At 45.2% G+C, this 19,365-nt stretch carries 16 protein-coding genes; 10 read left to right on the forward strand and 6 right to left on the reverse strand.

All coding sequences use genetic code 11. The features are described from left to right. Positions 1-73 precede the first annotated feature (73 nt). From mfd to F461_RS0113445, 10 genes are all read left to right on the forward strand, one after another. A complete protein-coding gene (gene mfd, locus F461_RS0113400) occupies positions 74-3,535 on the forward strand; it encodes a transcription-repair coupling factor (protein WP_020001670.1) in 3,462 nt (1,153 codons plus the stop codon). A gap of 9 nt (positions 3,536-3,544) precedes the next feature. Further along, complete coding sequence (locus tag F461_RS17940) at positions 3,545-4,570, forward strand: peptidylprolyl isomerase (protein WP_020001671.1); 1,026 nt, start codon at positions 3,545-3,547, stop codon at positions 4,568-4,570. 177 nt (positions 4,571-4,747) lie between these two features. Continuing rightward, positions 4,748-5,680, forward strand: coding sequence for a peptidyl-prolyl cis-trans isomerase (locus F461_RS0113410; protein ID WP_020001672.1), 933 nt, complete (start codon positions 4,748-4,750; stop codon positions 5,678-5,680). A 12-nt stretch (positions 5,681-5,692) separates the two neighbouring features. Further along, positions 5,693-6,652, forward strand: a complete 960-nt coding sequence (locus F461_RS0113415; protein ID WP_020001673.1) for a RodZ domain-containing protein — start codon at positions 5,693-5,695, stop codon at positions 6,650-6,652. A 7-nt stretch (positions 6,653-6,659) separates the two neighbouring features. After that, positions 6,660-7,397, forward strand: a complete 738-nt coding sequence (recO, locus tag F461_RS0113420; protein ID WP_026364768.1) for a DNA repair protein RecO — start codon at positions 6,660-6,662, stop codon at positions 7,395-7,397. A gap of 68 nt (positions 7,398-7,465) precedes the next feature. Then, entirely contained in the window at positions 7,466-8,347 is an 882-nt protein-coding gene (gene glyQ / locus F461_RS0113425) for a glycine--tRNA ligase subunit alpha (RefSeq protein WP_020001675.1), read from the forward strand. Positions 8,348-8,365: 18 nt separating this feature from the next. Further along, positions 8,366-10,456, forward strand: a complete 2,091-nt coding sequence (gene glyS, locus F461_RS0113430; protein WP_020001676.1) for a glycine--tRNA ligase subunit beta — start codon at positions 8,366-8,368, stop codon at positions 10,454-10,456. Positions 10,457-10,601: 145 nt separating this feature from the next. Further along, positions 10,602-10,868 (forward strand): 30S ribosomal protein S20, encoded by a 267-nt coding sequence (gene rpsT, locus F461_RS0113435; protein WP_020001677.1) that lies wholly within the window; start codon positions 10,602-10,604, stop codon positions 10,866-10,868. A 332-nt stretch (positions 10,869-11,200) separates the two neighbouring features. Then, positions 11,201-12,598 (forward strand): Trk system potassium transporter TrkA, encoded by a 1,398-nt coding sequence (gene trkA, locus F461_RS0113440; RefSeq protein ID WP_020001678.1) that lies wholly within the window; start codon positions 11,201-11,203, stop codon positions 12,596-12,598. Positions 12,599-12,605: 7 nt separating this feature from the next. Continuing rightward, the gene (locus F461_RS0113445) at positions 12,606-14,054 is read left to right on the forward strand and encodes a TrkH family potassium uptake protein (protein ID WP_020001679.1); all 1,449 of its coding nucleotides are present in this window, start codon (positions 12,606-12,608) and stop codon (positions 14,052-14,054) included. A 215-nt stretch (positions 14,055-14,269) separates the two neighbouring features. Here the strand turns inward: F461_RS0113445 and F461_RS0113450 are convergent, their stop codons facing one another. The 6 genes from F461_RS0113450 to F461_RS0113475 all read right to left on the reverse strand — a co-directional run bounded on the left by F461_RS0113450 (position 14,270) and on the right by F461_RS0113475 (position 19,262). Beyond that, positions 14,270-14,944 (reverse strand): adenylate kinase, encoded by a 675-nt coding sequence (locus tag F461_RS0113450; protein ID WP_020001681.1) that lies wholly within the window; start codon positions 14,942-14,944, stop codon positions 14,270-14,272. An 83-nt stretch (positions 14,945-15,027) separates the two neighbouring features. Beyond that, a complete protein-coding gene (gene tilS, locus F461_RS0113455; protein WP_020001682.1) occupies positions 15,028-16,047 on the reverse strand; it encodes a tRNA lysidine(34) synthetase TilS in 1,020 nt (339 codons plus the stop codon). Positions 16,048-16,071: 24 nt separating this feature from the next. Beyond that, positions 16,072-16,407 carry a hypothetical protein gene (locus F461_RS0113460; RefSeq protein ID WP_020001683.1) on the reverse strand — a complete coding sequence of 112 codons (336 nt, stop codon included), beginning with the start codon at positions 16,405-16,407 and terminating at the stop codon, positions 16,072-16,074. Between the two features lie 47 nt (positions 16,408-16,454). Next, complete coding sequence (gene hemA / locus F461_RS0113465; protein WP_020001684.1) at positions 16,455-17,762, reverse strand: glutamyl-tRNA reductase; 1,308 nt, start codon at positions 17,760-17,762, stop codon at positions 16,455-16,457. 5 nt (positions 17,763-17,767) lie between these two features. Continuing rightward, entirely contained in the window at positions 17,768-18,586 is an 819-nt protein-coding gene (locus tag F461_RS0113470; protein ID WP_020001685.1) for a cytochrome C assembly family protein, read from the reverse strand. Then, positions 18,573-19,262 (reverse strand): precorrin-2 dehydrogenase/sirohydrochlorin ferrochelatase family protein, encoded by a 690-nt coding sequence (locus F461_RS0113475; protein ID WP_020001686.1) that lies wholly within the window; start codon positions 19,260-19,262, stop codon positions 18,573-18,575. The genes F461_RS0113470 and F461_RS0113475 overlap by 14 nt, the downstream gene beginning before the upstream one ends. Positions 19,263-19,365 lie beyond the last annotated feature (103 nt).

The raw sequence follows: 19,365 nt of genomic DNA on the forward strand, positions 1-19,365 counted from the left end.
AAGCCGCCTGCCTTCCTAAAAGGGCCGGCGGCTTTTTCAGTTTATATATTCAATAATCCGGGAGCAGGGACGAGTGCTGTTTTCTGAAATAGTCAGAAAAATTCAGAATGAGAAGAATGCCGTTGTTCATGTTGCGCGCAGCGGGCCTGCAAGTCAGGCGCGATTAGCCCGTACATTACGTGACAGAGGCGAAAATGTGGTAGTGATCGCGCGTGATGCCAAAGAATTTGCAGAACTGAATGGACTGCTTCGGCTGTTCACTCCTGATTGCTCTCGAGGGGCTGCCTCATTAGCTACACCTCAATGGGACGATGAATGGATTACCATTCCACAGCATCCAGCAGGTACGTATGGTAAATCACGTTGGGCAACAAGAATGGCAAGCTTGTATGGGCTGGGCTTGAAGCGTGCTGCTCAGGGTGTATTGCTTTCTATCGATAACTTTTTGCCTGCACTGCCTCCTGAAGATATTTTTACCCATAATGAGTTATTACTTACAATCGGTGACGAAACAGGTCCGGATCTTATTATCGAGCAGGCTGTAGAATGGGGGTACACTCGCGTTCCTCTTGTAACGCAGCCGGGTGAAATCGCTCTGCGTGGTGATATTCTGGATATTTTTTGTCCCGGTTTTACACTTCCAATCCGAATGGAATTTTTTGGCGATCTTCTTGAAGAAATTCGCCTTTTTGAACCAACCTCACAGCGTTCCCGGGGTAATATTCAAGAACTCGTGTTGCTTCCTGCTGCCCCCGTTGTGTTGAATGACTCCAATATTGCGCAGGCTTCCGTTTGGTGGAAACAGTTAGAGGCAGAGGGCACGTTAGCTCATGGCCAGTCTTCCGCATTGCAACACGCAGCAGCAAATGGAGATTATACATTCCTTCCGGGGTGTTTCTATAAAAAATCAAGTTTCTTGGAGAGTTGGCTTCCGAAGGACGCTGTCTATGTTCTGCCGTCAGAAGGTGGGATGAATGAAGCGCTGGAAGTTTCTGAACGTTCATGGGAAGCATTTCTTGACGCGCAGGCTGAAGAATATGGAGTGCGCCAGCCCGTAAGTTGCGTGCTTCGTTCTACGGGCACTGCCGATGCTGTCTGGCAGCAAGTCCGGAGAATCCATTTTGAAGAATTAAAAATGGGTGTGGAATTACAAGGCGCTTCATTGCAGGAACGTAGCTATGGAGCCTTTCAGGATATTTTTCAGCGGCCGGAGGATGCGGAACGGCCATGGCATGCTCTTGTTAGTCATTTACGTGAATGGATGAAAGAGAAGCGTCAGGTTGTACTTAGTTTTGCTACAGATCGTAGTCGAACAAAATTTTTAACACTCGCAGAGCAAGACGGCTTGATGCCGCATATGTGCTACTCCCCGAGAGAACGGGGATTGTTTGCGCTGGTGTCCTCTTTCCGGCGCGGGATAGATCTTGAATGGGATAATATCCTGCTGCTCGGTGAAGATGTATTACAGCCTAAAGTTGAGCGGCAGGTGCGTACCCGTTCCGGTGCATTTTCTGGGCTAAAGGATTACGACGATCTAAAAGTAGGCGCGCATCTTGTTCATAGAGATTATGGTATCGCTACATTCGGCGGCCTTCATCGTCTTGATCTGGGTGATGTCTCAAACGACTTTTTACTGCTGCAGTATGCAGGTGAAGATAAGCTATATCTTCCTGTAGACAGATTGTCTTTGATCCAGCTCTTTAAAGGGCCGGATGGTGCTGCGCCTGTTTTGGATAAGCTTGGCGGAGCCGCATGGCAGGCAAGTAAGTCCAAGGCACGGAAAGCTATTGAAAAAATTGCCCATGACATCATGGAGATGTATGCATGGCGCAGACTTGCTAAGGGCTTCACATATGGGCCGGTGAATGAACTGTATCGTGAATTTGAAGCCTCATTTGGCTTTGAGGAGACTCCGGATCAGGCAAAAGCCATTCAGGATGTGCTGGATGATATGCAAAAGCCGGAGCCAATGGACAGGCTTGTTTGTGGTGACGTTGGTTTTGGCAAAACTGAAGTTGCAATTCGCGCAGCTTTCCGTGCAGCCTGTGAAGGTAAGCAGGTTGCGTTGCTTTGTCCGACGACTGTTCTTGCTGAGCAGCATTATCAGACATTCAAAAGTCGCCTTTCACGATTCCCTGTACACATTGGCCTGTTAAGTCGTTTTGTAACCCGCACTCGCCAAAAAGACGTACTTTCTGCTGCAGCACGCGGGCAAATTGATATTTTGATCGGTACACACCGTTTGTTGTCAGACGATGTAGATTTACCGAACTTGAGTCTTCTTATTTTGGATGAAGAACAACGTTTTGGTGTTCGTCATAAAGAAAAGTTGAAGAAACTGAAGCGTAATGTTGACGTACTAACGTTGACTGCGACACCGATTCCACGAACACTTCAGTTATCCATGTCTGGAGTGCGCGAGCTTTCTGTTATTGAAACGGCACCTGTTGGTCGTAAACCTGTGCAGACAGCCCTTATAGAGCGTGAAGCGCAGGAACTGAAAGGTGTGCTTGAGCGCGAACTTGCCCGTGAAGGTCAGGTGTTCTGGGTATATAACCGTGTTGAAGGGCTGGAACGTGTTGCAGAGTATGTGCGGGAGTTGGTTCCTCATGCCCGGATAGGGATGGCACACGGCAGAATGTCCGAGAAAAATCTGGAAGAGACCATGCATCAGTTCTGGCATGGTGAGCTTGATGTTCTTGTTTGTACCTCGATTGTTGAGTCAGGTCTTGATTTTCCTCGAGCAAATACACTTATCGTCGATCAGGCCCAGATGTTCGGGCTAGGGCAGCTTTATCAGCTACGTGGTCGTGTTGGGCGTTCTGACAGACAAGCATATGCGGTTTTTGTTGTTAACAATCTGGACAAACTGCCAGCTCCGGCTCGCAAACGATTACGCATTATTCTGGAATTGGATTACCTTGGTGCCGGATTTAGGGTTGCCATGGAAGACTTGCGTCTGCGTGGTGCCGGCAACATCTTAGGCGAAGCACAATCCGGACAGATGGCGCGAGTTGGTCTTGATATGTATCTTGAAATGCTTGAGGCGGAAGTAAAACGCCTAAAGGGTGAAAAAGAAAATGTTGTAGTTGAAACGGAGATCAACCTCGGCATCAATGCACATATCCCTGAATCGTATATTCCAGATGGTAAAGAACGTCTGAAGTTCTACAAAGCTCTTTCGTCCGCAACAGATTCCGGTCATATGCAGGATGTCGAACTTGAAATACGTGATCGCTTTGGGGCGTTGCCGCCAGAGCTTATAAGCTTCCTCGGTGTACTTGAGTTCAAACGCTTTCTTATGGAGATTCAGGTACAGAGGGCAGATATTTTACGAGATAAAGTGCGTCTTACATGGGCAGAGAATGCGGACGCTGTTTCGCCTGCGCTGCTTGTAGGCTGGGTAAATGATAATACAGACAGAGCAAAGTTGGCTCCTCCCGCAACGCTTGAACTGCGCTTGAAAGGAACTGATGATTTGCGTACACGTCTTGCTAAGCTTAAAAAAGAACTTGAACCGCTTGTAACTGCATAAAGGTAACGAATGCGTCGAATCATACTATTACTGATTCTTCTACTGGTTGTTGGCTGTACGCAACATCCAGAAGAGAGAGGGGTTGTGGCACGGGTCAATGGTAAGCCCATCTACTTGAAAGAGTTGGAAGCCCGCTATGATCTGAATAATCTTGGATGGGTCTCCGGAGTAGTCCCTTCTGTTGAAGCCATGAGCACAGAGTACGGGAATGTTCTTTCGGAGCTTATCATTTATAAGCTTGTGGGCTTTGCATTGGAAAACGAAGGTCTGCATGTTTCTTCAGAAGATGTGCAAAAAGAAGAAGCTGCTATCAGGGCAGATTATCCTGACGATCTTTTTGAGCGCACCTTAACAGAAGAATACATTGATATAGCTGTCTGGCGATTGTTTTTGAAACGCCATCTAGAAATGAAATTGTTTTTTAATGAAGTGTTGCGCCCGAAAGTTTCCCTGACCTATCAGGAAGCCGAAAAGTACTATAAAGAGAATTTGTCTGAATTTTATATTCCGGAACGGGTGCATGTATTGCTTGTGCGCGGTAATGACAGAACAAGCGTACAACGATCTGCTCTTTTATTAGAAAAAGCTGAAGATTGGAAAACTGTTGCTGAATCGCTGTCGTCAGAAATTACAGTACGTGAACTAAAGCTTAAGAAGGACCGTTTGCCGGTTCAGTGGGCTTCTACGTTGCAGCGTATGACTCCAAAAAGCAGCAGTAATGTCTCCACCACGGCATATGGTTTTGAACAGCTTGTTTTGCTTGCTGTTATTCCAGAGAAGCTTCTTGGACCGTCTCAGGCATATTCTGTTATAGAGCGTGTGTTGATAGATAAGAAAATGAATGAGGCATTTGTTGAATGGTTAGAAAAACAGGTTGCCTCTGCTAAAATTGAAGTGACTCCGCTTCTTTCAAAAAAATTAAGCGGAAAAGTGCATCAGGATGTTTCGTCTAACCCGTCACAGGCGCAGGAAGAGCTGCAGGAAGAACCTGACAGGGAACCTGAGTCGGAAGTTGGCAAAAGTTCTGATCCATAAACTTGAAATAAAATAAGAAATTATTTTACATGGTTTTGTTGTGAATTAGTCGATCTGTATTATTCTCATTATTGCATAATTGCTTAAAAGGTAATACAGACCCAAGAAGTAAGAACTCGCGCACCACGAGGGGAGCTGTGTTGTGCAGATGTTTATCACCTATATTGGGAGAAAAGTATGGCCTCCAGATTTTTAATTGCGCTGGCAGCTGTTGTTATGTTTGCTGCACCTGTTCATGCTGAGCAGTTGGTTAATAAAATTGCCGCGGTTGTGAACGGTGAAATTGTAACGCTATATGATTTGAAACAACTGGCAATTCCGGAATTGAGAAAAGCCGGAGTGCTTGGTCCCAAATACGCTGACAGCCCAAAAGTAAAATCTATTCTGAACACTGTTCTTGAGAACGTAGTGACAGAAAAACTTTTTTTACAGGATGCAGAGCGTCGCGGTATTTCCGTTGATGAGGCCGAAATTGAAAACGAGTTGCGCAAAATGGCGCAACAGCGTGGTTTGACTCTCGAGAAGGCAAAAGAACAGATTGTAAGCGAAGGTCTTACTGTCGAATCCGTGAAAGAGCGAGTGAAGACGTCTATTATTCGTCAGCGTCTTCTTGGGCTGATGGTTGGACGTAAAGTCGTTATCACCAAAGAAGAGGTTCAGCGTTTCTATGAAGAGCATAAAGCTGAATTTACAGCAGATGAAAAAGTCGAACTAAGTTTGCTTGTTTTTGCACCGACAGTAGATGCACTGAATGTTCATGATGAACTTTCTGCTGGTAAGATTTCATTTGAAGAAGCAGTTCAGAAATATTCTGTTGGACCAGGTAAAGAACAGGGTGGTTACCTTGGTGAACTTGGTGTTAAAGATGTATCACCGCAGATGATGGCGGCTGTTGACGGAATGAAAGATGGTTCTGTTTCTGATGTATTATCTCTTGGGTCTTCAAAAGCACTTATCAAATTGCATAGTAAGACCAAAGGTTCACTGCGTCCGTTTGAAGATGTGGCGCAGGCAATTGAAGCTAAGCTGAGGGCGCCTCGTCTGGAAGCAAGCTTTAAAGAATACGCTGAAAAACTGCGTAACAATGCCGTCGTAGACGTTCGGCTGTAAGTGGAGGTACAGATGTCTGAAATGCTGGAGCTCGGAACCTTGTTGCGTGAGGAACGTGAACGAAAAGGCTTATCACTCGAAGAACTTTCTGAACGCATAAAATTGGCACCGCGCACACTTGCATTTATAGAATCAGGTACTAAATCAGAATTGCCTCATGCAGTGTATGTGAAAGGCTTTGTTAAAAGTTATGCAATGGTTTTAGGGCTGGATCCTGAAGAACTTGGTGCAATGGTAGACATTGCATATAAAGAAGAACTTGAGGAAGAGGTTGCTGAGCCTATAGTTGCCCGCAGAGCAAAAAGAGGTTGCCCCGTTAAGCTTATCGCCATTGTGGTGCTTATTGCCGGTCTCGCTGCGGCGGGCTACTTCTATATGCAGTCTGGTACTGCGACTCTCGGTAATGAAGAAGCAACTGTTGAAGTTCCTGTCCAGCCTCCTGTCCAGCAGGAGGAACCGGCAAAACAGGGTACTGAGCAGGAGAATGCTCCTGAGATTGTTTCTGTTGAACCTGTAGTAGCCGCCCCTTCCGCGCAAGTGAAAGATGCTGCATCGGAAGTTACAACTGAAACACCTAAGGTGGCAGCAGTAGAACCGGAACCAGTGGCTAGTAACAAAGAATCAACTCCTGCTGTTGAAGCAGTGGAGATTGTGGCCCCTTCTGATGTTGTTGCACAAGAGACAGAAAAAAAAGATGTAGCAACCAAACAGACGAAGGAAAAAGCTGAAGTTGCAATGCGTTCTTTGCATATTCAAGCCATTGCGGATTGCTGGGTTGAAGCAACCGGTGATGACTTTACACGCAAAGAATTTTTACTTCGTAATGGACAAGGGTATACACTTACTTTTCCCCAAAATTTGTCTTTACGTTTAGGCAACTCCGGCGGAATTTCACTAACACTCGATGGCGCTCCATATTCTTTTAACGGTGCGGACGGTAAGGTACGTACTGTATATATTGCCGCCCAATAGTTTAATGATGGAGTTTACCGAAACAGTTATCATCCTCCGTGTTGGAAGATTTAAAGAAGCGGACCTTTGGGTCCGCTTTTTGTCTCCAACGCGCGGAATCATGAACGCATTTGCTTTTGGCGGCTGTCGAAGCAGAAGGCGTTTTTGTGGTTGTCTGGATCATTTGAACCGGGTGCTGTTTCGTGTAAAAGGCAGCAAGCTCGCAACGTATTTTTCTCTGGAAGAGGGAACGTTGATGGATTCTCCCGAGAACCTTCGTGTTAGCCACGAGAGATTGGGGCTTGCCGTGAATTGTCAGAAATTTTTAGAAGCAATGGGTATATCTTTTGAAGGTGCACCTGCTGCCTATAGTCTTTTTTCCGAGATGCTGATGTTATTGAACGAAGCAGAAACGTTGGATAAGCTTTGGCCTATTTTTTTTCGTGCTCGTTTTGCATTTGATCAAGGCTATAATCCAGAGTTGCACGTTTGTCAGGTGTGCTCTAACGAATTGAAATATCCGGTTTTTCATGTTCAGGAAGGGGTGCTTACGTGCGCCTCGTGTGCTCGTTCGCAAGGGCCTAGATTCAGATTAAGTAAGGAATCACTTGACGCTTTACGATTTGTGCAGGAAAATTCTCCGCTTCATTGGATTGAACTGAATCTTTCTGTAAGGGCTCGTAAAGAGCTTTCGAGAGCTATTGACGGCTTTATCCAATATCATATAGGTCTTTCCTGGGAAAACGGAATGTTTAGACGCGTTTAGCGCTACATAAAGTTACCACAACAACTCGGCATAGGCCGTGTAGAGAATATAGTATTCAGGGGAACAACATGAACTTCCAAGACGTTATCCTCACCCTGCAGGACTTCTGGTCCAAACAGGGCTGTGTATTGCAGCAGCCGTTCGATATCGAATGTGGTGCCGGTACATTTAACCCCGCAACTTTTTTGCGTGTTATTGGTCCGGAACCATGGAAGGCTGCATATGTAGAGCCTTCCCGTCGTCCTACAGACGGTCGTTACGGTGAAAACCCGAACCGTTTGCAGCATTATTTCCAGTTTCAGGCTATCTTAAAGCCTTCTCCTGATAATATTCAGGAAATTTATCTCGACAGCTTGCGTGCTCTTGGTATTGATCCGGCAGCACACGATATCCGCTTTGTTGAAGATGACTGGGAATCTCCAACACTCGGCGCCTGGGGACTTGGCTGGGAAGTTTGGCTGAACGGTATGGAAGTAACTCAGTTTACGTACTTCCAGCAGGTTGGTGGTATTGATCTTCATCCTACCAGCGTAGAAATTACTTATGGTCTTGAGCGTATTTGCATGTACTTGCAGGAAAAAGAGTCTGTGTACGATCTTATGTACAACGACACAGTTACATACGGTCAGGTTTACCATCAGAACGAAGTGGAAATGTCCAAATATAACTTTGAGCATAGTGATCCAAAGATGCTTCTTGAGCTTTTCAATATGTTTGAAAAAGAGTGCAAGCAACTTTGTGAGACAGGTCTTCCGCTTCCAGCGTACGATTACTGTTTAAAGTGTTCACACACGTTTAACATGCTTGATGCTCGTGGTGCGATTTCCATCACGGAACGTACTGGCTATATTGGCCGCGTACGCGCTCTTGCTTCTGCTGTTGCCCGTCTGTACGCACAGCAGCGTGAAGAGCTTGGTTACCCGTTGATGCCTGCAAAAAATAACGATTAGTCCATAGGAAGAATTGAGATGTCCTTATTTATTTTGGAAATCGGCACTGAAGAGCTTCCCGCCCGTTTTCAAAAGGGGTTGGAAAAAGAATTAATTACCCGCCTTTCTAGTTTTCTCAAAGAATCCAATGTGGAATTTGATAAGGTAGAATCGCATGTAACCCCTCGTCGTGCTGCTGTAATGGTATATGACATTGCAGAAGTTCAGAAAGAAAGCGAAGAAGTTATTCCGGGGCCTCCTGTCCGTATTGCATACGATGCTGACGGTAATCCGACTAAAGCCGCCGCTGGTTTTGCAAAAACACAGGGTGTGGAACTCGCTGACGCATTCCGTCTTGAAACTGACAAAGGTGAATACCTTGCTGTCCGTAAAAAAATGGGTGGCGCAAAAACTGTTGATCTGCTCGCAGCATTTTGTCCGGAACTGATTGCACATCTTCCTTTCGCAAAGAAAATGAAGTGGGGCGATCAGGAATTCACTTTTGCTCGTCCAGTGCGCTGGGTTCTTGCAATGCTCAACGATGTGGTTGTTCCGTTTGAAGTTGCGGAGTTGAATTCCGGCAATGAGACATACGGTCACCGTGTGCATGCAGCGGGGCCATTCGCTATTGAAAATGCAGCTGACTATTACGCAACCATTGAAGAAAAGTGTGCAGTCGTTCTTTCTGCAGAAAAGCGTCGCGCTAAAATTATTGAAGAAGGTAATGCGCTTGCTGAAAAAGCAGGTGGGCGTATTATCTGGAAAGACAGCCTGTTGGATGAAGTTCAGGGACTTGTTGAGCATCCGATCGCTTGTCTTGGCGATTTTGATGCTTCCTTCCTTGAATTACCACGTCAGGCGCTGCTTACCAGTATGCAGAGTCACCAAAAAAGTTTTGGTGTGGAAGATGCCGAAGGCAATCTCCTTCCACACTTCCTTACTGTACTGAACACAACTCCGAACGAAATGGAAGTTGTTAAAGTTGGTTGGGAACGTGTTCTACGTGCACGTCTTGAAGATGGCCGTTTCTTCTGGAATACAGACCTTAAGGTTGATGTTAATACATGGCTTGAAAAACTCGACAGTGTTATCTTCCTTGCTCCTCTTGGAAGCATGGGGAATAAAACACGTCGTATTTCCGGTTTATGTGCAGATCTAGCAGCTAAGGTTGCTCCAGAAATTCAAGCTGATGCTGAACGTGCAGGCCGCATCTGTAAGGCTGATCTTGTTTCTGAGATGGTTGGTGAATTTGACAGCCTTCAGGGCATTATGGGTGGTATTTACGCGGCGCGTAAAGGCGAAACCGATGTAGTTGCTCAGGCAATTGCCGAGCAGTACCTCCCAGCAGGTCCTGATTCTCCAGTGCCATCTACCATGGGCGGTGCTTTGGTTTCCATGGCAGACAAAGCCGACACTCTTGCCGGTTGCTTCGGTCTGGGGATGATTCCAACCGGTGCTGCTGATCCATACGCACTGCGTCGTTGCTGTCTTGGTATTGCACGTATTATTATCGAAAAACATCTTCGCATTTCTACAGCAGAGCTTTTTGCGTCTGCACAGAGCCGTTACGAAGGTATTGCTTGGAAGCTGGATGAGCAGGAAGCTCTTACGAAGCTGAACGAGTTTTTTGCACAACGCCTGAAGAACTACTTTACCAGCAAAGGATATGAAACCTTGCTGGTTGAAGCTGTACTTGGTGCAGATTCAGATGATGTATGGGCTGCAGATGCTCGCTTAAAGGCTCTTTCTACATACAGCAAGGGCGATGGCTTTGATCAGGCAGTTCTTACCTTTAAGCGTGCTGCAAACATTATTCGTAAGCAGGGTAGCGAAGCTGGTGTAGAGCTCAGCGGCGCTTATGATACTACGCTATTTGAAAATGACGCAGAGAAAGCTTTTGCTAAAGCACTTGAGGACGTAGCTCCTAAGTTTGCTCAGCTTTGGGCAGAAGAAGATTTCGATGCTCTCTTTGCGTTGCTTGCAGAACTTCGTCCTGCAGTAGACGCTTTCTTTGATAATGTAATGGTTATGTGTGATGACCAGAAGGTGCGCGCAAACCGTTTGAACCTGCTGAGTGCTCTTGTACAGCAGCTTGGCCGTTTGGCAGACTTCTCTGCGCTACAGATGTAGAGTTGTTTTTCTTTGCTGGGATATGTTGATAAAAAATGGGAATTGGTTGACACAGCGCTTTGTTGCGCGTAATGAGCTATTTCCCGTGTTCCAGTAAGGTCTTTATTTTGAATCTTACTACCATATAGTTTTGGAGGAAATTACCTTGGCTAACCATAAATCTGCCATCAAGAGACATCGTCAGTCCCTTAAACGTGCTGCACGTAACCGTGCAATGAAAACTCGCGTTCGTAACGTTGTTAAAGACGTTCGCGCAGCAGTAGTTGAAGAAGATATGACGAAAGCTCAGGAAGCTCTCCGCGTAGCTAACGGTATTCTGGATAAAGCAGCCGGTAAAGGCGTTATCCATTGGAAAACCGCTGGACGCAAGATCTCCCGTCTGAGCAAGGCTGTTGCTGGCATTAAAGCCTAGTCTGTCCTGCTTGACTTTTCAAAAAAAGCCCGCTTTCGAGCGGGCTTTTTTTCTTTTCAATATCTATACGTTACTCTGCTTGGTTGATGTTATACCTTGAATCTGGTAGCTTTTTTAATTACCCCAGATACCTTTCAGAAAAAATGCTGATGTCGTTGTTACATCTGTTTCAATTAGCTCACTGGTGGATGTTTTTGCGTCCAGTGTTGTGCTGTTGAGAAATCAATTAGTGTGAGACATTTTTAGTGGCAGGTACCGCTGCGTGTGGTCACTGTCATGGGGCATATGCCCCTAACTTCCTTTGTCTCACGTTTTTGGGAGTTACTCTCTATATGCGTTTATTTAATCGTGAACCCAAGGCTGACCAGCTGAAAGTCGTTATCGTCGGAGCTGGCGAGGTTGGTTATCATATTTCACATAGACTTGCTCAGGAGCATAAGCAGGTTGTTGTGATTGATCAGGATGAAAACGCGCTTAGAAGAATTTCAGAGATTCTTGATGTGCAAACAATTCTTGGTTCTGGTTCCAGTCCCAAAGTACTTAAAGATGCTGGTGCTGCTAACGCAGATATTTTTCTGGCAGTAACAGACAGTGATGAAGTTAATATTATTGCATGCTTATTTGCAAATATTATTGCTCCGGATGCGAAGAAGCTCGCGCGAATCCGTAACGAAGAATACAGCGGTTACAGTAAAGAGCTTTCTGAAAATCTCCTCAATATTTCTGCTATCATTAATCCCGAAGTTGAAGTCATTAAGAGCATCGATCGGTTGCTATCTATGCCGGGAGCTGTGGACTATAACGAGTTTGCTGCTGGTAAAATCAAGTTGATTGGTGTTCGTATGGGACATGGTCCATTACTGGATCAGACTCTTATGAATTTTAGAAGCGTTGTTTCTGACTCTGACGTTATTATTGCTGCAATTGTACGCGACGATGCGCTCATTATTCCGGGTGGTAGCGATACTATTCAAAAAGACGATATTGTTTACTTCGTATGTAAAAATACAAGTCTTGAGTCCGTACGCAAGGCGTGTGGAAGAAGTCTTGATCCAATCAAAAATGCATTCATTATCGGTGGGGGCAATATTGGCTTTCGTTTGGCTTCCTTGTTTGAAAAGAAAGGGATCCATACAAAGATCGTTGATTCAAACCCTGATCGATGTAGTGTTCTGGCCGAGAAACTTGATGCAGCGCTCGTACTATGTGGCGACGGCACAGATCAGGAATTTTTACAGGAAGAGAATATTGCTGAAATGGATGTGGTCGTCTCTCTAACTTCAGACGAAGAGACTAATATCCTTACCTCCCTGCTAGCGAAAAATCTTGGTGTTAAAAAAACAGTTACCCGTGTGAACAAGCTTGCATACCAGCCTTTGATTAAGGCTGTCGGTATCGATCATTCTGTTTCACCGCGTCTGTCTGCTGTTAACTCCATCCTACAGTATGTACGTCAGGGAAACGTTCTGTCTTCGGTCTCAATCAGCGGTGAAGGAGCTGAGGCTCTGGAAGCTATTGCTGAAAGCCATTCTGAAATTGTCGGTAAGCCTATTAAGGATCTACCATTCCCGAAAGGAACGTTGGTCATCGGCATTATGCGTGACACAGAGGTTATCATTCCAAACGGCGAAAGCGTAATCCTCCCTGATGACCGCATTATTATTCTGACTACTCCGGAAAATGTTGCACGAGTTGAACAAGCTTTAGTTGTAACGTTGCAATCCGTGTAGGTACTGTATGCGAGTTAAGTACTGTCTTTACATTATCGGAGCATTGCTCGGAGCTGTTGGCCTCACCATGTTCTTTCCTATTGGTTGGGCCTTGTATTATCAGGATGCTGGGTTAGTTCCATTACTGGTTTCAACTGTGATTACGTTGTTGGTTGGTGCAGCGTTATTTTTGCTGTTTCGACCTAAGCAAAAAATGATGATGAACCACAGGGAGGGGATGGCGATAGTCGCCATCGGCTGGCTTGCCGCTGGCGTTGCCGGAGCTCTTCCCTTTTATTTCGGCGATGTGTTCCCCACACTGACCGACTGTATCTTCGAATCCATATCTGGTTTTACTACAACGGGTTCCAGTGTCATGACGGACATAGAGTCCGTGGCAAGAAGTCTCCTGATGTGGCGTAGTTTAACACACTGGCTTGGTGGTATGGGGATTATTGTACTTTCTCTTGCTATTCTGCCATTTCTCGGTGTGGGTGGTATGCAATTGTACAAGGCTGAAGTGCCGGGTCCTGTTCCGGATAAGTTGAAGCCACGTATTAAGGATACCGCTGCTGCGTTATGGAAAGTATACGTTCTTTTTTCTCTTCTGCTGTGTGTTTTATTAATGTTTGGCGGTATGAACTTGTTTGATGCCATTTGTCATACCTTTGGGACAATGGCTACAGGTGGGTTCTCCACTAAAAACACGTCTGCAGGGTATTACAACAGTGCATATATTGACTGGGTGATCACAATATTCATGTTTATCGCCGGTGCTAACTTCTCTCTGCACTTCAGGGCTCTTGCGGGAGACGTTAAGTGTTTTTGGAAGGACTCTGAATTCAGGTTCTACACTGCAATTATTGTATTGTTCACTGCGATTATTACCTTGGTAGTATATGGCTCAAACTATGATTCTTTCGCAGATTCTTTGCGCTTTGCAGCATTTCAGGTCGCTTCTATTTGTACTACAACAGGTTTTGCTACCGCAGATTATGAACTATGGGCTCCACTTGCTCAAGCTTTGCTCTTGTTCCTTATGTTCCTAGGAGGCTGTGCAGGCTCCACGGGCGGCGGTATAAAATGCATGCGTATACAGCTGTTGCTCAAGCAGGGATACCATGAACTGTTTAGATTGGTTCATCCTCGTGCTGTAAAACATATTAAGCTTGGCGGGCGTACTGTTCAGGCGAGTGTTATGTCCGGCGTGCTAGGCTTTTTTGTTATCTACTTGGCAGTCTTTGTTCTTTCTGGATTCTTACTATCAGCTACTGGACTGGACGTATTGACGTCATTTGCTGCAGTTGTTGCCTGTATTGGCAATATTGGCCCGGGACTTGGCTCAGTTGGTCCTGCAGAAAATTTTGCGCACCTTCCTGACTTTGCAAAATGGGTTTTGACTCTCTGTATGCTGTTAGGGAGGCTGGAGATTTATACCGTCTTTATCCTGTTCATTCCTGAGTTCTGGAAAAAGTAAAGATGAAGCCTAAGGAATGATTTCTTAGGCTTTTTCTTAAGTAAAACGCAAAGCTATTTTTTGAGTACGTAGCAAAACAACGTACTGATGTTATTATTTTCTGCTGGTTCAGATTTATTGAGAGCTGTTTTTTTAAGACGGCGTTCGGTTTTATGCACAAAAAAAGACCTCTTACCTGTACAGGTAAGAGGTCTTTATATTCTAAAGCGGTATAACTAGGAAAGCTTAGAAATAAGAGTATCTTTGATGGATTCGATAGAACCTTCACCATCAAGCTCAATGTATTTTGTTTCACCTTTTGCAGCAAGATCTTTGTAGAAGTAAGCTGCAGCGAGAGTTCCGTCGGTGGTGTTGTAGTAAATGTCGTGACGTTTGTTGATTGCACCTTCGTCCTGATCGTCAGCACGAGCAGTAAGAGCACCGCCACATACGCGACAGACGTCTCCGTTTGGCTTGATAGGCTCAATGAAGATGTTGTTAGGGTGGTTGTTGTCATTTTCGCAAAGACGACGACCCATGATGCGGTTTTTAGCAACTTCACGAGGAAGAAGGATTTCAACAACGTAGTCAAGCTTGATGTTCTCAGCTTTGAGAGCTTCGTACAGTTTTTCAGCCTGAACCATGTTGCGTGGGAAACCGTCAAGCAGCCAGCCTTTTGCGCCTTCTACTTTCAGAGTTTCGAGAACCATAGGAATGGTGATTTCGTCAGGTACGAGGTCACCGCGGTCAATGTATTCTTTAGCTTTTTTACCAAGCTCAGTTCCGCCGCCAATGTGTGCACGGAAGATAGCACCGGACTCAATGTGAGCCATGCCATCGTACTTTTTCTTAATGAGAGCGCCCTGAGTACCTTTACCACTGCCGTTTGGTCCAAAAATGAGAATGTTCACCTCATTCCTCCTTGTCATTTATTTCACAAATGAAATACAGTAGGCTGTAACGTCTGTCAATCGCAGAGAGATAAAATAAATAATCATTGGTAACTAAAATAGATTGTACCCTTTCGAATCGTGGCAATTTTATTACCGGGAAACTGCACAACTTTTCCACCGACATTCGCTTGCCAGGCTGTATCCAGCGCAAGCAAATTCTGTTGAAGTGGTTGTCCCTTGCCCATGCTGTTCAGAACCGCTTTGTATACGCGCAGCCTTGTAGCCTGTGACATTGAACTAAGGTCTTCTTTGAGTAATTTCGGGGAGTCAAAGTCAGTTTTTTGGAGGTGCTGATTAATTATTTCAGCCCAGTGATCAGTATCAACCTGTGCGAGCTTCCAAAGGGACGTTGTTGCGTCGAGAAAAGCAGGATTCTCTTTGCATAACAATGGGATAATTTGTGATCGTACGCGGTTGCGCAGGAATTGTTTGTCAATATTTGATGCATCTTCACACCATGTAAGGGAACATGCATTTGCAAATGAAATAAGATCATCTTTCGGTGTTGTGAGCAATGGGCGTAGCAATTTGCGATTGTTGCATTTCCCTTGCATGCCACCCAGCGCAGGCCAGCCTGTTCCACGAATAAGTCGCATCATAACGTCTTCTGCGAGGTCATTGGCGTGGTGCCCTGTAACAATCCAGTCTGCATTTACTGCGAGTCGCGTTGATTCTAAAAAGGCATAGCGGCGGAGGCGCGCGGCTTCCTCTATTCCTAATTTATGACCAGAAGCGTATGCGGCAATATCTTGAGAATCTGTTGTTAATTCAATGTCTAATGAAGAGCATAGCTGGCGGATGTGTGTTTCCTCAGCATCTGCCTCAGGTCGGAGCTGATGATTAAAATGAGCTGCATGAATGCAGAATCCGTTTTTTTTGGCAAGGCATGTGAGGATGATGAGCAGGGCGCTGGAATCGACCCCTCCTGAAAGTGCAACAAGTAAAACGGTGTCTTCTAAAGAGGTTTGAAGTTCTCTTGTGATAAAATTCTCAATCCCAAGACAGAGATGTGCTGCCTTGGGATCGAGTTCTTGCAAACCTGTAGGAAGATGCCTGTTCATGGTCTGTTTAACTAACAGGTTGTGTTATACATAAATATCAAGCTCTGTAAGCATATCATCAATGTATTTGATCATATGCGCACGTAATTCTGGAGATGCGTACGATACGCACTCGCAGCGCAGTTTGTTGCGGGCACGTACAAGAAGCTCCATGCGTAACTCTGTGCCATTAATTTCAACAGCCATGCAGTGCGGGCCGCACTCTTCTGTATGATCTTTCTGGACGTCAGAAAGCAGTTCCTGTGGACAGGGAAGCCAATAGATGCCTTCCATTGCGCCGGCAAGTTCCATCTCATTCAGTCGGCTTGTAATGGCCGTAATTTGATCACTGGTGAAATCTTCGAGCAAGTAGAGTCGCATGTGAGTATTCCTTTCTATTCAACTGTCAGCTTTAATTCGCGATATGACTAGCGTCTTCTGTGAGGGTGTGCTTTTTCGGTCACATCATCCTTGTCCAGATTGAACATACGCCGGGTGATATCAATATATCGTTCACCGGCTTCTTCTTCCTCATAACGACGTTTGAGGAAGGAGATAGGTTCATGGTTTACCTTTTTGGAAATGGAATTAATCATTTCGCGTAAATGCATTTCCATTTCAGGCGTGGCATTTGGAATGTGCTTGAGTGTCTTAGCAAGCTCTTCTTCCATAATAGCATCTGTTCTGGAGATAAGGTCAACAATTGTTGGCTGTAATTGTAGTGATTTAAGCCACTTATTAAAAGTGACTGTCTCACATTCAACAATTCTGCGCGCCTTGTTGGCTTCTTCCTGACGCTGAGCAAGGTTTTCTTCGACAACTTCTTTTAAGTCGTCGATGTCATACAGGTATACATTATCCAGACCGTTGACGTCTGGATCAATATCACGTGGTACAGCAATATCGATGAAGAACATGGAGCGGTTTTTACGCTTTTTTAATACCTGACGGATATCTTTAGCGCGGATAACGGCCTCATGTGCACCAGTGGAAGAGATGATGATATCAACTTTTTCCAGCTGCTCGAAAAGTTGGTCAAATGGAATTGCTTCACCGTTAAATTGTTCAGCGAGAGCCTGTCCGCGGGCGAACGTGCGGTTAGCAACATAGACTTTGCTGATACCGTTATTAAGTAAATGCGTTGCTGCAAGCTCGGCCATTTCACCGGCACCGATAAGCATGGCGCTTTGTTCACTCATATCACCAAAAATACGTTTTGCTAATTCTACAGCAGCGTATGAGATAGAAACAGCGCTGGAAGCAACTCCTGTTTCTGTACGCACTCGCTTAGCAACAGAAAACGCTTTGTGCAGCAGTCTGTTTAACACAACACCGGTAGTATTTTTATCTACTGAGTCATGGTATGCATCTTTGAGTTGACCCAAAATCTGTGGTTCACCAATAACAAGTGAATCAAGACTGGCTGCAACTGTAAATAAGTGAGTTACTGCATCGAGACCTTTGTGCTTGTAGACATACGGAGCAAGTTCTTCAACCGGAAGGTTGCGAGCTTTTGCCCAGCACTGGAGCACATGATCAACGGCATTATCGCCATCTGCAACAACGAGTAACTCGACACGGTTGCAGGTGGATAGTGTAAGTGCTTCTTTAATACATCCTTCAACAGGCACAACGCCTTCTTCAAGATGTTTGCAGTCTGTAAGAGCGAATTTTTCGCGGACTTCAACACCGGCGGTCTTGTGGTTAAGACCAATGAGATAAATATCACGATCCATATTGTTTACTGAAGAAAGCTGTGATGTGTTGTTGTGAAGATATTAATGCCAATTAATGAGAACATGCAGATACTGAATATCCAAATAGCTGCACCCGCGGCCTTACGACCACGCCATCCCATTACGAGTCGCTGGTGGAACAGCCACGCGTAGACAAACCAGACGCCCAGTGAAACAATTTCCTTGGGGTCACCGCTGAGTATTCTACCCCATTCGACTCGAGCCCAGATAAATCCAGTGACTAAGCCCACAGTGTACAAAGGGAAACCGGCAACTACAGCAAGTTGGTTTACTTTGTCAAAAGTGTTTAGTGCAGGTAGTTCTTTTTCAAAATCACTAAGAGGTTCTTTTGATTTGATTTTCTTTTCAAGACGAATGAATAAAATTCCTGCCCCGAATGCCATTGCAAGCAAGCCAAAGCTGAAAAACAAGGTGCCGATGTGCAGCCCGAAGAAAGCTGCAGACCATGCTTTTGGTATTTGTGACATGCCCTTGGCATGGAACGATCCTATAAATAGTACCAGCGCAAGCGGGGAGGCTGTGAGCGATAAAAAGGAAAGCTTAAATCGCCACCACATAAAAAAGTAAATAAGCAACAAGCTCCATGAAAGCATGGAGATATAGTAACCGGAAGGTAATGCCCATCCGGCTAGTGCCATGGCATACCCAAGCAGTACTGTGTGCAGTCCAAAACCGGCAATAGTCACCGCATTAGACAATTGTTTTAGCTTTGTGCTTTTAACAATTGAACCAGTGAAAACGGCAAGAGCACCCAAACAATACAACGAAACGACAAGAATGGAGAATAGCTCAAATGAGCTCATGGAGTAACGCTCCTATAGTAGAATGCAATGTCTCCGGAAGGGTAGACCGTAAAATTGATTCAGCCGCGATCCGATCTTTTTTCTGAATGACTTCTGCAATGTCAGATGAAACAAGACGACGGAACAAAACCGTGTTTTGTGCAGTATCATTTGCCAGTTCAAGTATCAATGGACGAATACGTCCCATAAGCGTGACAACAGGGGCATATTTATTGCCAATCTGTTGTTGAAGTTCTTTTTTTATTTTGCGTGAAAGAGCAGGGCTCGCTCCTCCCGTCGAAAGAGTAATCAGTAATTCACCGTTTTCTATGTGTGCAGGAACTGTGAAAGTGCCAGCTGAAGGATCATCGATGACATTACACAGGATTCGTTGTGCTGCACACGCGCTTGAGACGGCTTCGTTTACATCCCTGTTGCCAGTTGAAGCAAAAACAAGAGTTTTACCTGTAACATCGCTTGCTTCAAAATCCCGCTGCGCGTAGGTAACAAGTGGGTTGTTAAGTAGTTGCAGCAATTCAGTATCCTCCACATCTCCAAGTGCAAAGGTATCCAGAACCGTTACTTGTGCTGGATTTGCTTTTAGAAGAGTGGCAAGCTTTCGCTGCCCGACCTTGCCGAAGCCCACGATAAGGCAGTGCGTACCATGAAGGTCTAGTAGAAGAGGATAATAGCGCATGTCTGTCTTATATATTGTGTGCAGCGTCTTGTAAAATGCTGCCTTCAATAAGTTTACGGTAAAAAAAGTTGTAGTGCTGCTTTTAATAATAAGAGTGCCTTAT

It is taken from the genome of Halodesulfovibrio aestuarii DSM 17919 = ATCC 29578 (genome assembly GCF_000384815.1).
Classification (GTDB): Bacteria; Desulfobacterota; Desulfovibrionia; order Desulfovibrionales; family Desulfovibrionaceae; genus Halodesulfovibrio; species Halodesulfovibrio aestuarii.

Coding starts and splice junctions, on each gene's coding strand:
- F461_RS17940 (WP_020001671.1), top strand. CDS start 3,545: ATGCGTCGAATCATACTATTACTGATTCTTCTACTGGTTGTTGGCTGT.
- F461_RS0113410 (WP_020001672.1), top strand. CDS start 4,748: ATGGCCTCCAGATTTTTAATTGCGCTGGCAGCTGTTGTTATGTTTGCT.
- F461_RS0113415 (WP_020001673.1), top strand. CDS start 5,693: ATGTCTGAAATGCTGGAGCTCGGAACCTTGTTGCGTGAGGAACGTGAA.
- recO (WP_026364768.1), top strand. CDS start 6,660: ATGGAGTTTACCGAAACAGTTATCATCCTCCGTGTTGGAAGATTTAAA.
- glyQ (WP_020001675.1), top strand. CDS start 7,466: ATGAACTTCCAAGACGTTATCCTCACCCTGCAGGACTTCTGGTCCAAA.
- glyS (WP_020001676.1), top strand. CDS start 8,366: ATGTCCTTATTTATTTTGGAAATCGGCACTGAAGAGCTTCCCGCCCGT.
- trkA (WP_020001678.1), top strand. CDS start 11,201: ATGCGTTTATTTAATCGTGAACCCAAGGCTGACCAGCTGAAAGTCGTT.
- F461_RS0113445 (WP_020001679.1), top strand. CDS start 12,606: ATGCGAGTTAAGTACTGTCTTTACATTATCGGAGCATTGCTCGGAGCT.
- tilS (WP_020001682.1), bottom strand. CDS start 16,047: ATGAACAGGCATCTTCCTACAGGTTTGCAAGAACTCGATCCCAAGGCA.
- F461_RS0113460 (WP_020001683.1), bottom strand. CDS start 16,407: ATGCGACTCTACTTGCTCGAAGATTTCACCAGTGATCAAATTACGGCC.
- hemA (WP_020001684.1), bottom strand. CDS start 17,762: ATGGATCGTGATATTTATCTCATTGGTCTTAACCACAAGACCGCCGGT.
- F461_RS0113470 (WP_020001685.1), bottom strand. CDS start 18,586: ATGAGCTCATTTGAGCTATTCTCCATTCTTGTCGTTTCGTTGTATTGT.
- F461_RS0113475 (WP_020001686.1), bottom strand. CDS start 19,262: ATGCGCTATTATCCTCTTCTACTAGACCTTCATGGTACGCACTGCCTT.